The 13629-nt window shown below is 66.9% G+C and carries 13 protein-coding genes; 2 read left to right on the plus strand and 11 right to left on the minus strand.

Going from position 1 to position 13629, the window contains the following annotated elements; genetic code table 11:
• Window positions 1-31 precede the first annotated feature (31 nt).
• From murD to V6D40_RS08110, 10 genes are all read right to left on the minus strand, one after another.
• Window positions 32-1420 carry a UDP-N-acetylmuramoyl-L-alanine--D-glutamate ligase gene (murD, locus tag V6D40_RS08065; protein WP_334289845.1) on the minus strand — a complete coding sequence of 463 codons (1389 nt, stop codon included), beginning with the start codon at window positions 1418-1420 and terminating at the stop codon, window positions 32-34.
• Window positions 1417-2523 (minus strand): phospho-N-acetylmuramoyl-pentapeptide-transferase, encoded by a 1107-nt coding sequence (gene mraY / locus V6D40_RS08070; RefSeq protein WP_334289846.1) that lies wholly within the window; start codon window positions 2521-2523, stop codon window positions 1417-1419. Before mraY ends, murD begins: the two co-directional genes overlap by 4 nt.
• Window positions 2524-2530: 7 nt before the next feature.
• A complete protein-coding gene (locus V6D40_RS08075) occupies window positions 2531-4087 on the minus strand; it encodes a UDP-N-acetylmuramoyl-tripeptide--D-alanyl-D-alanine ligase (protein WP_334289847.1) in 1557 nt (518 codons plus the stop codon).
• On the minus strand, window positions 4084-5586 hold the full coding sequence (locus V6D40_RS08080; RefSeq protein WP_334289848.1) for a UDP-N-acetylmuramoyl-L-alanyl-D-glutamate--2,6-diaminopimelate ligase: 1503 nt from the start codon (window positions 5584-5586) through the stop codon (window positions 4084-4086). Before V6D40_RS08080 ends, V6D40_RS08075 begins: the two co-directional genes overlap by 4 nt.
• Window positions 5587-5596: 10 nt before the next feature.
• A complete protein-coding gene (locus tag V6D40_RS08085) occupies window positions 5597-7513 on the minus strand; it encodes a peptidoglycan D,D-transpeptidase FtsI family protein (protein ID WP_334289935.1) in 1917 nt (638 codons plus the stop codon).
• Window positions 7514-7629: 116 nt separating this feature from the next.
• Entirely contained in the window at window positions 7630-8292 is a 663-nt protein-coding gene (locus V6D40_RS08090) for a hypothetical protein (RefSeq protein ID WP_334289849.1), read from the minus strand.
• On the minus strand, window positions 8292-9308 hold the full coding sequence (gene rsmH, locus V6D40_RS08095) for a 16S rRNA (cytosine(1402)-N(4))-methyltransferase RsmH (RefSeq protein WP_334289850.1): 1017 nt from the start codon (window positions 9306-9308) through the stop codon (window positions 8292-8294). The genes V6D40_RS08090 and rsmH overlap by 1 nt, the downstream gene beginning before the upstream one ends.
• A 196-nt stretch (window positions 9309-9504) precedes the next feature.
• On the minus strand, window positions 9505-9939 hold the full coding sequence (gene mraZ / locus V6D40_RS08100; protein WP_334289851.1) for a division/cell wall cluster transcriptional repressor MraZ: 435 nt from the start codon (window positions 9937-9939) through the stop codon (window positions 9505-9507).
• Window positions 9940-10473: 534 nt separating this feature from the next.
• Window positions 10474-10872 (minus strand): DUF3040 domain-containing protein, encoded by a 399-nt coding sequence (locus tag V6D40_RS08105; protein ID WP_334289852.1) that lies wholly within the window; start codon window positions 10870-10872, stop codon window positions 10474-10476.
• A 77-nt stretch (window positions 10873-10949) separates the two neighbouring features.
• A complete protein-coding gene (locus V6D40_RS08110; protein WP_334289853.1) occupies window positions 10950-11387 on the minus strand; it encodes an SAV_6107 family HEPN domain-containing protein in 438 nt (145 codons plus the stop codon).
• A gap of 153 nt (window positions 11388-11540) precedes the next feature.
• Between V6D40_RS08110 and V6D40_RS08115 the strand changes: the two genes are divergently transcribed.
• Window positions 11541-12095 carry a GNAT family N-acetyltransferase gene (locus V6D40_RS08115; protein ID WP_334289854.1) on the plus strand — a complete coding sequence of 185 codons (555 nt, stop codon included), beginning with the start codon at window positions 11541-11543 and terminating at the stop codon, window positions 12093-12095.
• Window positions 12096-12160: 65 nt separating this feature from the next.
• A complete protein-coding gene (locus tag V6D40_RS08120; RefSeq protein ID WP_334289855.1) occupies window positions 12161-13252 on the plus strand; it encodes a polyprenyl synthetase family protein in 1092 nt (363 codons plus the stop codon).
• Here the strand turns inward: V6D40_RS08120 and V6D40_RS08125 are convergent.
• On the minus strand, window positions 13249-13617 hold the full coding sequence (locus tag V6D40_RS08125; RefSeq protein ID WP_334289856.1) for an Rv2175c family DNA-binding protein: 369 nt from the start codon (window positions 13615-13617) through the stop codon (window positions 13249-13251). The two genes, V6D40_RS08120 and V6D40_RS08125, sit on opposite strands and share 4 nt — an antisense overlap.
• Between the last annotated feature and the right edge of the window lie 12 nt (window positions 13618-13629).

Consider the following 13629-nt stretch of genomic DNA (forward strand, 5'->3'; position numbering starts at 1 on the left):
GTCAGTGTAAACCTCTAGTTGAGGTTGCTGCCTAGCAGTGTCTCATTGCGGCGGCGGCAAACGCGTCGCCACGCGCAGACATTCCCGGATACATATCCAGGCTCGCCGCCGCCGGCGCCAAAAGCACCGTGTCCCCGGGCAGAGCTTTCGCCGCGGCGTAGCCCACGACCTCCTCCATCGCCGCATCCGGGTCGGTGGAGTCCGTGACAAAGACGTCGACCTCGGGCGCGATGCGCGCAAGCGCCTCGCGCAGCACCTCCCGGTCGGCGCCAAGGAGCGCAACTGCGCGCAGCTGGTCCTTGTGGGCGGCAACGAGCTCATCCACCGCGGCACCTTTAAGCTGCCCGCCGGCGATCCACACCACGTCGCCCGCACCGGAGAGCGCGGAGTCTGCCGCGTGCGGGTTCGTCGCCTTGGAGTTGTCCACCCACTGCACGCCGCGGGCCGAGTGCACGACCGCACCGCGGTGCCCGCTGACGCGGTAGCCTTCCAGCGCAGTCTGGATGTGCTCCGGCGCCGCGCCCTGGGTCCACGCCACAGCGGCCGCGGCCAGCGCGTCGAGCACGCCCGCGGCCCCGGCTGGCTCGATCCCTTCGGCGGACGCGAGGTCGGTGGCGGAAGCATTGCGCTTAACGACGATGCGCCCGTCCACCACACCAACCTGCCCTTGGCCAGGCTCGCCCAGGGTGAAGCCGATGATGTCGTCGCGCCCCGAGCGGGCGACAAGTTCGCGGACATGCTCGTTGTCGATGCCGGCCACCGCGTGCGGCGCTTGCAGCACGCGCGCTTTCGCCAGCGCGTAGTGCTCGAAGGAGCCGTGCCAGTCGATATGGTCGTCCGCCAGGTTCAACAGCACGCCCGCATCCGGGACAAGCTGGTCGGACCAGAAGAGCTGGAAGCTGGACAGCTCGGCAACAAGCACGTCGACTCGGGGGGTGGCCATGAGTGCTTCAGCGACGGCCACCCCGATGTTGCCGCACGCGGCGGCGCGCTTGCCGGTTGCCTTGCCGGCCTCGGCCATCATCGCCGCCAGCATGCCGGTCGTGGTGGTCTTCCCGTTGGTCCCGGTGACCACGAGCCACTGGCGCGGTTCGCCGAAACAGCCGGCGCGGTCGAGCCTGTAGCACGCCTCGACATCGCCTACGACGGGGAGGGAGGCAAACGCGGCGTCGACAAGCAGCGGGCTTTCGGGGCGCCAACCTGGGGACGTGACCACCACACCGACATCCGCAAAACGCTCGCGAGCGGCGTCTGTGGTGACCGCCTCAGCCCCCAGCGCCTCAGCGCGGGCGCGGCCTTCGGCGTGGTCGTCGGCGACGATCACCGGCACGCCGAGGTGCTGAAAGAGCTTTGTCATGCCGATGCCGGAAACCCCGGCGCCGGCGACGATGACCCCGCGGTCGAACTCGGCCGGAATCACAGGTGCACCCCGATCTGGAAGAGCCACTCGGAGTAGAACACGGCGAGGCCCAGCGCCACGGCCATCGACGCGATCAGCCAGAAGCGGATGACCACCGTGGTTTCCGGCCAGCCCTTGCGCTCGAAGTGGTGGTGGAACGGCGCCATCTTGAACACGCGCTTGCCGGTGGTCTTGAACGACGCGACCTGGATGACTACGGACGTAGCCTCGATCACGAACAGCGCGCCGATGATGACCATCAAAAGCTCTGTGCGCGAGCAGACGGACAGGCCGGCGACCAGGCCGCCAAGCGCGAGCGAGCCCGTGTCGCCCATGAAAATCTTGGCCGGTGCGGCGTTCCACCACAAAAAGCCCATGCACGCGCCGAAGCCGGCGGCGGCGAGCACCGCAAGCTCCAGCGGGTCGCGCACCGTGTAGCAGCCTGGGGCCGCGGCGGTCTCGCACGAGTTCCGGAACTGCCAGAATGTGACGAAGGTGTACGCGGCCATCACCAGCGCGGTGGTGCCCGCGGCAAGCCCGTCGAGCCCGTCAGTGAGGTTCACCGCGTTCGACCAGGCGGCCAAAAGAATGTAGATGAACAGCAAAAAGACCACGGTGCCGATCACGCCGCCGGTGGCACCGATGCCGAGCGTTTCAATGTCGCGCGTGAAGCTCAAGAAGGTCGAGCCGGGAGTCACGCCGCTGCTGTCGGGGAAACGGGTAATCAGCAACCCGAACACAATCGCAATGAGGAACTGTGCGACCAACTTCGCGGTTTTGTTCAAGCCGAGGTTGCGCTTGAAGAAGATTTTGATGCCGTCGTCGGCGAAGCCCACCAGCCCTAGTGCCAGGGTCAACCCGAGCACAATCAACCCGGAGGCGGTGAATCCCGCGTGCCCGCCCGCGACTGCGTAGGTGGCGCTGGCTAGATACCCAAGCGTGATGCCGAGCAAAATCGCGATGCCACCCATCGTCGGGGTGCCGCGCTTCTTGGCGTGCCACTGCGGGCCGTCCTCGCGGATCTCCTGCCCCATCTCGCGGCGGTGGAAATACCGGATGAGCGCGGGCGTGGTGAAGATAGCGGTGAGGAAGCTGACCACGCCGGCGATGATGAGCTGAATCATGTCTCTCCTATCGTTCGCCCTCAAGGGTATGCGCAGGCATGAGCCGCTCCGCCACTGCCCACAGGCCCAGCGAGTTCGACGCCTTCACCAGCACCACATCGCGGTGTTCGCGCTCGTGCCAGCCGGCGACGCCGCTCGGCGCGGCGGCGAGAATGGCCTCCACCGCCTCGGCCGCGGCCGCGGCGTTCGAAACTTCCTCGACCGCGATGCCGTGCTCGCGCGCGCTCGACGCAAGCGCCCCGACAGCGTCGTTGTCGCCGACGGTGACAAGGTGGGAGACGCGGTAGCGGGCGAGCTCCTCGGCCATGGCTGCGTGCGCCTGGGCGGCGTCTTGGCCCAGCTCCGCCATCTCGCCGAGCACCGCGATGGAGCGCACCCCGGGGCGCGCGGCGGCGGTGAAGCCGAGCGCGGCAATCGCGGCGCGCATGGACTCCGGGTTGGCGTTGTAGGCGTCGTTGATCACCGTCACGCCGTCGGGGCGCGTGTTGACATCCATGCGGGCCACCGACACCGAGTAGGCGTTGCTCAGCGCGTCCGCCACCGTGGCCGCGTCAATGCCACACTCGATGCCCACCGCCGCGGCCGCCAAGGCGTTGGAAACCTGGTGCGCGCCGAAGACGTTCAGGCGGACCGGCTGCGGCTTCGCGCCGGGGCTGTGGAGGGTAAAGGTTGCGCGGGCCAGCTCGTCCAGTTCGACGTCTGTGGCGTAGTAGTCCGCGGGCTTGCCGGAGGCGATGTCGTTGTTGCCGTCGGCGGAGAAAGTGACCACGCGGGCGCTGGTGCGCGAGCGCATCGCGGAGACGAGGTCGTCGTCGGCGTTGAGCACTGCCACTCCGCCGTCCGCGGCGCTGGGCAGCGACTCCACCAGCTCTCCCTTTGCCAGGGCGATGTTCTCGCGGGAGCCGAACTCGCCGAGGTGGGCGGAGCCGACGTTGAGCACCACGCCGATCTTCGGGGGCGCGATCTGCGCTAAGTGCGCAATGTGGCCGATGCCGCGGGCGGACATCTCCGCGACTAAGAAGCGCGTGTCTTCGGTGCATCGCAGCACCGTGTACGGGTGGCCGATCTCGTTGTTGAAGGATCCGGGCGGGGCCACCGTCTCCCCGCCCCGCGAGAGCACCGCGGCCAACAGGTCCTTGGTGGAGGTTTTGCCCGCGGAGCCGGTGACACCGGCAATGACAAGGCCGCTGTTTGCGGCCAACTCGCGCGCAACATGGGCGGCCAGCGCGCTCATCCCGCGCACAACACCTGCCGCCGAACCGTCCGGGTCGTTCGTGGCGAGGTCGCTGTTGTCGCCGTCGGCGCGTTTCACCTTCTGAAGCACTACGGCCGGCTGGCCCACCTCGCGCGTGGTCAACGCCGCGGCGGCTCCCTGCTCAACCGCCTTCGGGACGAAGTCGTGGCCGTCCACCCTCGAACCGGGAAGCGCGACGAACAGGCCGCCCGGGGTGATCTTCCGCGAGTCGAACTCGACGAAGCTGGTCACCCTTGCGCCGGGCTGCGCTTCCGGGCTCAACTGCCCGCCGGTGATCTCCGCGATCTGCGCAAGCGTCAGCGGAATCATGCCTTTTCCTCCTTGGATGCAGCGAGCGCTTCGCGCATCGCTTCCCTGTCGTCGAAGTGGTGTGTGGTGGTGCCGATGATCTGGCCCACTTCATGGCCCTTGCCTACCGCGATCACCGCGTCGCCCGGGCGCGCCCACGCCACGAGCTGCGCAATCGCCTCGCCGCGGCCGCCGACTTCGCGGATCTCGGTGTCCGGGCCAGCTGCCTCGCGGGCGCCTTTAAGCACCGCGCCGCGGATCGTGGCCGGGTCCTCGGTGCGCGGGTTGTCGTCGGTCACAATCACCAAATCCGCGCGGCGCGCGGCTTCGGCCCCCATGATGGGGCGCTTGGAGGCGTCGCGGTCGCCGCCGGCGCCCACAACCACCCCGACGCGCCCGGCGACCTGGCTGCGCAGCGTGTCCAGCACCGCGGCGATTGCCGCAGGCTTGTGAGCGTAATCCACTACCGCTACGAACCCTTGGCCCTCGTCGACGCGCTCCATGCGGCCTGGGACGGCGGCGTTTTCCAGCCCCCGGATGAACGCTTCGACGTCCGCGCCCACCGCGTTCGCCAGGCCCACGGCAAGCGCCGCGTTCGCCACGTTGAACTCCCCCGGCATTGGCAGCCGCAGGTCGTACGCGGCGCCGTCGACGGTGAGCCTGATGTCTTGGGCGCCGTTCGCGTGCGTGCCGCGCTGCTCGGCGGCCACGGTCAGCCCGGACTGTCCACGTGTGCCAACAAGGTCTGGCGTTTGGGCCACGCCCGCCATCCGCTCGCCCCACTCGTCGTCCACGCAGATCACGCTTCGCCGGGCGGCGAGGTCCGACGCTGGGTCGAAGAACAGCGCCTTCGCCGCGAAGTAGTCCTCCATCGTAGGGTGGAAATCGAGGTGGTCCTGCGAAAGGTTGGTGAACCCGGCGACGTCGAAGTCTGTGCCCCCGACGCGCCCCAGCATTAGCGCGTGGGAGGAGACCTCCATCACTACGTGCGTGACCCCGCTGGCGAGCATCTGCCCGAACAGCTCCTGCAGCTTCGGCGCCTCGGGGGTGGTCAGCTGGGAGGGGACGTCGCGGCCGTCGATACGCGTGCCTGTGGTGCCGATCAGCCCCACCTTGCACCCGGCGGCCGCAAGCCCCCGCTCAAGCATGTACGTGGTTGTGGTTTTGCCCGACGTTCCGGTGACGCCAATGAGCTTCATGCTTTTCGACGCCCACCCGTACACCTCAGCCGCCACCACCCCAAGGACCGCGCGCACGTCGTCCACCACCAGCACCGGGCGCGTATCGCCCGCAGCCTCGATGATGCGAAGGCCCTCGCGGTCTGTCAGGATCGACCCCGCCGGGGACGCGGCGGCGAACTCCGCCCCGTGGACCCGCGTGCCGGGAAGTGCCGCGAACATCCCGCCCGGCTCCACCGCCTTCGAGTCCAGGGTTATCTGCGTCACGGTCAGCGGCGCCGCCGGCGGGTTGACGGTCTCCGCGCCAGCGATTGTTGCAAGCACCTGCAATGTGGTCTGCATGCTTCTCTCCTTACTGCGCCTGAAGTACGTACGGCTCGGCTGGCGGGCTGGGCGGCACATTCTCGCGGTTGAGCAGCCACGACGCGATCTCGGTGAACACCGGTGCGGCGGACTGGCCGCCGGCGCCCCCGCGGAGCGGGCCGCGCTGCGGCTCGTCCAGCATCACAGCCACCACGAACCGCGGGTCGTCCGCTGGTGCCACGCCCGCGAATGTGATCCAGAACTGGCTCTGCGAGTACGCGCCGGTATCGGGGTTCACCTTCTGCGCGGTGCCCGTCTTGCCGGCCAGCTGGTAGCCCTCGAGCCCGCTGCCCTGGGCTGTGCCGGACTGCAGCCCCGAGGGGTCCGACTGGAACACAGAGCGGAACATGTCGACGGTGGTCCGCGCCGTTTCCTCGCTGACCACCCTGGTGCGCGCCGGCTCCGGCTGCTCCACAGTCTCCCCGTCAGGGCCGGTCACGCTGGCGATGATGCGCGGCTCGATGCGCTCGCCGCCGTTAGCCAGCGCCTGGTACACCCCCGCCATCTGCAGCGCCGTCCAGCTCATGCCCTGCCCAATGGGCAGGTTGGCGAAGGTGCCGCCCGACCACTGCTCGCGCACGGGCAGAAGCCCCGGCGACTCGTTGGGCAGCTCGATGCCGGTAGTGGTGCCGATGCCGAATCGCTGCAAGTACTCCCAGTACTTGTCCTCTCCGAGTCGCTGCGCCAGCTGCAGGGTGCCAACGTTAGAGGACTTACCAAAGATGCCCGCCGTGGTGTACGGCGCAACATCGTGACTCCACGCGTCGTTCACGGTAACGCCTGCCATGTCGATAGAGCCGGGCACTTGGTGGACCTCGGTCGGGTCGGTTAACCCCTCCTCGATCGCCGCCGCAGCGGTGATCACTTTCGCCACTGAACCCGGCTCAAAGGGGTGGGAAATCGAGTTGTTGTCGAAATCGCGCCCCTCCTTGAGCTGCTTTTCCAAGTCGCCGTTCGGGTCGATGGTGTCCGTGTTCGCCATCGCGAGCACCTCACCGGTGCGCGCGTCCAGGACGACCGCTTGCCCCTCCTTGGCCAGCGAGTTCTCCTTCGCTTGCTGCAGCGTCTGCTGAACAAACGTCTGCAGGTCGAGGTCGATAGTCAGCTCGATGCGGGAGCCGTCGACGGCGGGCACCACGTCACGCAGCGAACCGGGGATGGCCAACCCGTCCGCGGAGACGTCTTCGGTGGAGCGTCCGTTGATGCCGGTGAGCATCGCGTCGCTGGACGCTTCGAGGCCGAACTGCCCGTGGCCGTCCATGGACACCTTGCCCAAGATGTTCTCGCCGATCGCGCCGTTCGGGTACTGGCGGATGTCTTGGTGATCGGCCGCGACACCGTGGAAGTTGGAGGCAACTTTCGCCGCCACGTCCGGGTCGACGTTGCGCACCAGCACCTCGTAGTCCGTCTCGGCGTGCAGCTTGTCCAAGATCTCGCGGGCGGAGACGTTGCCCACCTTCACGTTCTCGGTCGCACGGGCGTCGCGCGAGGTGGTCTCCTTGGCGGCCTGCTCCCCGATCATGGCTGGAATCTCGTTGGCCATGGTGCGCAGCACGTCCTCGACGCGGGCGTCTATTTGGGCGTCGATGGAGTCCTGCGAAAGGCCGTCGACACGCATCTGGAGCTCCTGCTGCTCCTGGATTTCCTTGCGCAGCGTCACCGGCGAAACAGTGAGCGAGCGCGCCTGCATGGTGTAGGCGAGCCGGTTGCCCTCGCGGTCAACGATCTCGCCGCGGCGCGCCGGGTCCACGTAGGTGCGGGTGCGTTGCGCGCTGGCCTGCTCGCGCAGGTCCGGCCCCCACACCACTTGCACCCAGAACAACCGGCCGATGAGCAGTGCAGCCACGGCAAGGAACGCAACTGCCAGCCACGTGGCGCGGCGGTTCGTGATCTGCGACTGCGTCATCGGTTGCTCGCGCCTGGCCACGTGCGTTCTCACCTACCTTGCTTCGTTTGCGGAGACGGGTTGCGTAACGACCCTTATATTGCACGCAGCGCGCTCGTTTCAGGGCGCGCCACACGCTAGAACGCTGCGGGAACGTTGGGCTGGTACGGCGCGAGGTTGTCCGTGCGCGCGGCCGCGGGCGGGTTCATCATGTTGCCGCCGGGCAGCTGGGTCAGGTTGTCGCCCAGCTCATCGGTTGCGCGCTGGTCGCTGGTGGCGCGGCCTGCGCGGGTGGGCTGGCCGTTGACGTCCAGAACCGGGGCGACGGATTCGGGGTTGAACTCGCGCCGCTCCTCGACCCGGCCGTCGGCGTCGACCTCCACGATGCCGGGCTGATTCGCCACCACCATGTTGGCCTCCGCGGCGCGCTGCGCGAGCTCCGCCGAGGAACGCAGGTCCTCCAGGTCGCGGCTGAGCGACTCCACCTCGTTCTCTAACGCGCGCTCCTGGGACTGTAGTTGCTGCACCGTGAACGTCTGGGCCGTGGACAGGCCCGACAGGACCATGGCCACGGCGACGCCGATAACCAAGAGGGTCACCGCCAAGCCGCCGACCTTGCCGAGCGCGGTTTTCTGTTTGGCAGGAGTTGCTACTCGACGCCCGCGGACCGACACCACCTGCTGCGACCCCAACCGGCCGCCGCGAGACTTCTGGTGCGGGACGTGCGGGCGCACATCGGGACGGGTGGCCGGGGTGCGCTTCGGCGCCGGTGCGTAAGTGGCCTGGTCCGTGCGAGTCATCACTGCCATGGTGAATCTGTCCTTAAGTCGGAAAGTTTTTCAATGCCACGCACCCGCACCGGTGTAGCGCGGGGGTTGAGTTCGATTTCGTCCTTCGAAGCCTTCTCCGCCCCGTTGGTGATCGGGGCGAACTTCGCCGCCGTGCCAGGCAGATCCATCGGCAACCCCGGCGGGGTCTTCGACGTTGTCAGGTCCGCGAACGCGGTTTTGATGATTTTGTCTTCCAAGCTCTGGTAGCTCATGAACACCACTCGGCCGCCAGGCCCCAGCAGCTCCGTGATGACCGGGACAGCGTTCTCGACTGCCTCCAGCTCGCGGTTGACCTCGACGCGCAGCGCTTGAAAGGTGCGCTTGGCGGGGTGGCCTCCGGTGCGCCGCGACGCCGCCGGAATCGTCTCGTACAAAAGCTCCACGAGGCGGCCGCTTCGCGCGAACGGCTCGCGCTCGCGCTCCTTCACCACCGCAGAGGCGATCTTTCCCGCGAAGCGCTCATCGCCGTACGTCTTGAGGATGCGGGCGATGTCGCCGTGCGAGTAGGTGTTGAGGATGTCCGCCGCGGTAATGCCCTGCGTCGGGTCCATGCGCATGTCCAGCGGCGCGTCAACTTTGTACGCGAATCCGCGCTCTTCTTGGTCCAGCTGCATCGACGACACGCCAAGGTCGTACAGGGCGCCCGCGACACCGTGCTCGCGCACCGTGTCGAAAACGCGGCCCTCCCCCTCCCCGATCGGCCCCGCGATGTCGTCGAACCGCGCCTGGAGCGGGACGAAGCGGTCGCCGAACGGCGCAAGCCGCTCCGTCGCCTGCGCGAGCGCGATGGGGTCGCGGTCGACGCCGATCACGCTGGCACCGGGGAAAACAGTGAGAAAATGCTCGGTGTGGCCACCGGCACCCAAGGTGCCGTCGACGATCACCGCGTTGCTGCCGAAGCGCTCAACCGCAGGGGCGAGCAGCTGCCCCATCCGGTCGCGCATGACAGGGACGTGGCCGTGGTTCGCTGCAGTTGTGAATTCCACGGGTGCCACCCCCAATCCCTGTCCGATGTAAGTCTCTGAAGTTCTTGCTTCCCTTGGTGAGGGGGAGCGAGTAGAGCCCTGCCCGGGGCGGCCGGTCTGATGTCGGGGAAGTACACCAGAAAAGCTCACGCCCCGGACAGAGTCCGTACACGCTCTCCGTCAGTAGTCGTTTGCCTGCTGCGCGGGTAGTCAGTCCTTACAGCAGACCGGAGAGAATGTCGTCGTCGTCCGCCGCCGAGAAGGCGGCTTCCGTCTGTTCCTGATAGTCGGCCCAGGACTTCGCGTCCCAGATCTCCAGAAAATCAACCGAGCCGATAACCACGCACTCCTTGGACAGGTTTGCGTACTCGCGGTGCGCCGGCGACAACGTAATGCGACCAGAACCGTCGAGCGTCTGCTCATCCGCGCTGGCAGCCAGGTTGCGGATGAAGGCGCGCGCCTTCGGGTTCGTGCGGGAGGCCGCCGCCGCCTTGCGAGCGCGCTGCGCGAACTCCTCCCGGGGATAGACCGCTAGCGAGTGGTCCTGCCCCTTGGTCACCATTAGCCCGTCCGCCAAGTCCTCCCGGAACTTCGCGGGCAGCGTCAGGCGCCCCTTGTCGTCGAGCTTGGGAGTGTAGGTTCCCAGGAACATCGGGCGACCTACCTTTCCTTTCGCCGTCTGACTTCGGCTTGTGAAGTTTTTCTGCCGCTTCGATGTGCCGCACCCACGTAGTCAGATGGGCGCCACACTTCTCCGCTGCGCCCCACTTTAACCCACTTCTCCCCACGATGGCTACACCACAGCCGAAAATGCCCGATTATTTCGGTGTTACTGCAGGTTGTAGCGGTGGAGACAAGGTGGAGATTCTGTGCCCCAGGAGCGTAAAGCTGCCACATTGGACCTCAAGATGCACATGGATTCGCGTGTCCGGTGAACTCCCAACATTGCATCGACGGCCGAAAAGCCCTGCTCGCGTGGTGGCGCGCCACCCTGGTGGGCAGGAGTGGGGCGCGTAGGTGGGGGAAGGTGGGAGACGGCGGTGATAGCGGGTAACTCGGGACAGACGCCGCGTTTCCGCAGGTCGCTACGGGTGGCGCGAGGAGTTACCCGCTATCACCGGGTTTCCAGCCGCCGGAAAGACGAAAAAGCGCCCCACACGGGGCGCTTCCAAAGGTCGGGACCGTCTTAGGCTTGCGGATCCTCGAAACGGCGGCGGAAGTTCTCTTCCATACTCACGCTTCGGGCCGATCGCTGCTTCGGCGCACTCGCGCTAATGCGTGGGCCCGCAGAAGGAGTGGTGGCCGGGGTGCGCAGCGCCATCACGCCACCGAGCATCATGACGCCGAAACCGACGATGCTGATGACAACTGCCCACATGCTGGCGGACGCGAGTGCGACGCCGCCGAGCAAGAGGACGATCCCCAGCACAATCAGCGCAACGCTGCGCATTGTGAGACGCCCCCTCCGCGGGGTCTCGCTGAATCCAGCGTTGTGCGCGACGCTGCTGGCGAACTTTGGGTCCTCAGCAAAGAGGGACTGCTCGATCTCGCGGAGCGCGCGCTGTTCTTGCTCAGAAAGGGACACTGAAATTTCTCTCCACGTTGACGGGAACGATATTTCTTAACCAACGGACATCGTAGCCGTTTTGTTCCCCGCACCCACTACGCTGCCGCGAGCGGCGCCTCCCCAGGGTGGATCTCGTGGTAGAACTCTTCCGCGTCGGCGAGCAGCCGAACGACAATCGCGGGATCTGGGTGCATCTCCAGCCCAGATACAACCCGGCCCCGGAGGCGGGAGTAGGAGCGGAATCGGGCAGCCCAGAGTTTCCCGCTATCGCCGACAAGCGCCAGCTTCTCCCACGCGCTAGTGGGCAACCGTTTCCTTTTCCGCAGCGCTTCCGAATCGGCGACAACGGCACCGGCGACCCGAAGCGCCGCCCGGTAGGCGCTTTCCATGGCCAGGTCTGCCCGGCCGTCTTCAAATTCCTCGTGCGCCGCAACAAGAAGAGACTCCGCCGAGGCGAGGAACGCGTCGCGGCGCGAGACCTTCGCGGGGGCACCGTAGGCTCGGGACGTGGTGGCGGAAATGACGCTTTGCATTGTGTTTCCCCTTCTCTTCCAGTGGTGTTTACAACGATTGCGCTCACTGTAAAACACGCGTTCGACACCACACCGCCGACATTAGAACACGCGTTCGATTAGCGGGCATCGAAAACCACCCGCCGGCATACTCCCGCGTGGTTAGGTAGTGGTGTGCCAGTTGAAATCCGCCGCTTAACTCCTGGGGAGTTCACCCTGCTTGTCCCCCAGCTCGTGGACATCTACCTCGCCGCAATGGAGTACAACCCGCAAATCCGCGACCAGCGAATCCGCGTGTGGAAAGACGAGGTGACCTGGCCCGGATTCACCGCGGTTGCCGCGGTTGACGGGGACGAGGTGGTCGGCGTCGCGTACGGGTTCCTCGGCAGCAGGGAGCGGTGGTGGGACCGCCAGCTCGTGCGCGCCATGCGCGGTTCCGGCCAGCTGACCGAGCAGCACCGAGCGATCCTTGACAGCTACTTCGAGGTCACTGAGGTCCACGTGGCTCCCGGCCGGCAGGGCGCGGGCATCGGCGCAGCTCTGCTTCAGGAGCTTCTTCGCAACGCCTCCGCCGAGTGGGCGCTGCTTTCGACGCCTGAGGTGGATAACGAGGCCAACCACGCCTTCCACCTGTACCGCCGCTTCGGCTTTACAGATATCGCGCGCGGCTACCGCTACCCCGGCGACCACAGGCCGTTCGCTATCCTGGGCCGCCCGCTGCCGCTTTAAAAGTGGGGGCACGTGAACCAGGTAGGGTGGGGAGCCACCGCACGATTGCTGCAAGGAGTTCGCACGTGGACGCAAACGCGCTTGATTTGTCACGGGTGCCAGAAGAAGTCGGCCACCAGCTGCAACGATTCTTCGCTGAGCGCTCGGCGGAGATCGGCCGCTTAGGCGCGCCGGTGCAAAGCGCAGTGCTCCACCTCGAGCGCTTCGTTCTCGGCGGCGGCAAACGCATCCGCCCGCTTTACGGCTGGGCCGGATTCGTCGGCGGCGGCGGCATCGAGCGCGCAGCCGAGGACCCGGAAGCGGTGATGCGCGCGGTCAGCTCGCTCGAACTCATCCAGGCCTGCGCCCTCATCCACGACGACATCATTGACGCCTCCGACACCCGCCGCGGCAACCCAACGGTACACCGGGCAATTGAGGCGGAGCACAACAAGGAGCAGCTGCTTGGCGACGCAGCCTTGTTCGGCCAGAACACCGCCATTTTGATCGGCGACCTCGCACTCGCTTGGGCCGAGGACATGTGGCGCTCCTCCGGTGTGACCGCGGAAGCGCTCGCGCGCGCTGAGGGCGCGTGGCGCGGTATGCGCACCGAGGTCATCGGCGGCCAGATCCTCGACATTTCTCTCGAGGCAGCGGGCAGCGAGTCGGTCGAGATGGCAGACCAAGTCAACCGCTTCAAAACTGCCGCGTACACAATTGAACGCCCGCTTCACTTGGGTGCCGCGCTCGCCGGCGCGGACGAGGCGACGATCGAGGCGTTCCGCGGCTACGGCCGCGACATCGGCATTGCCTTCCAGCTGCGCGACGATCTTCTCGGCGTGTTCGGCGACTCCGCCGTCACCGGCAAGCCCGCCGGCGACGACATCCGGGAAGGCAAGCGCACCGTGCTTTACGCCGAGGCACTTTCGCTTCTCGACGCCGCCGGCAACCCCTCCGCGCGCACCCTCCGAGAGGGCATCGGCGCGACTTCCGACCCAGAGGCGTTGGACGCGCTTGCCGGGGTGATTCGGGAAAGTGGGGCTGTGGAGGCCGTCGAAAAGCGGATTGCTTCCCTCACCGAATCGGGACTTGCGCACCTCGAAACCGCGAACATCAACGCCGCGGTGGCGAAGACCCTGCGCGATCTCGCGATCCGCTCGACCGAGCGCCGAAGCTAAAACGCCATAGCCTGCGCGCGGCGGATAACTTCGCGCGCGCCGTGGCCGTGAAGCGCGTCGATCGGCCGGCCCGGGAGGGAATCGTCCGGCGTGTAGAGAAAGTGGAGGATCTCGTCGGGGTCGTAGCCGCCGTCCGCCAGCACGGTAATAGCCCCGCCGACAAACTTGGACAACTCGCCGTCGCCGAGCAGCGACGCCGGAATGTAGCGCACGCCGTCCTTGCGGTACACGGCCAGCTTCCCAGAGTTGACGATGTCGTGGACCTTCGTCACGGGAACGCCGAGGATCTCCGCGACGTCAGGAACCGGGAGGAGCTCCTCGCCTACCAGCAGTTCGTCCAGGGTTGGCTGTTGCGGTGTAGTCACAAGCCCACATTC

This window comes from Corynebacterium sp. Marseille-Q4381 (assembly GCF_036881695.1).
GTDB lineage: Bacteria > Actinomycetota > Actinomycetes > Mycobacteriales > Mycobacteriaceae > Corynebacterium.

Excerpts from the sequence above, each read along its gene's own strand:
- mraY (WP_334289846.1), bottom strand. The coding sequence starts at position 2,523 with ATGATTCAGCTCATCATCGCCGGCGTGGTCAGCTTCCTCACCGCTATC.
- V6D40_RS08075 (WP_334289847.1), bottom strand. The coding sequence starts at position 4,087 with ATGATTCCGCTGACGCTTGCGCAGATCGCGGAGATCACCGGCGGGCAG.
- V6D40_RS08080 (WP_334289848.1), bottom strand. The coding sequence starts at position 5,586 with ATGCAGACCACATTGCAGGTGCTTGCAACAATCGCTGGCGCGGAGACC.
- V6D40_RS08085 (WP_334289935.1), bottom strand. The coding sequence starts at position 7,513 with ATGACGCAGTCGCAGATCACGAACCGCCGCGCCACGTGGCTGGCAGTT.
- V6D40_RS08090 (WP_334289849.1), bottom strand. The coding sequence starts at position 8,292 with ATGACTCGCACGGACCAGGCCACTTACGCACCGGCGCCGAAGCGCACC.
- mraZ (WP_334289851.1), bottom strand. The coding sequence starts at position 9,939 with ATGTTCCTGGGAACCTACACTCCCAAGCTCGACGACAAGGGGCGCCTG.
- V6D40_RS08110 (WP_334289853.1), bottom strand. The coding sequence starts at position 11,387 with ATGCAAAGCGTCATTTCCGCCACCACGTCCCGAGCCTACGGTGCCCCC.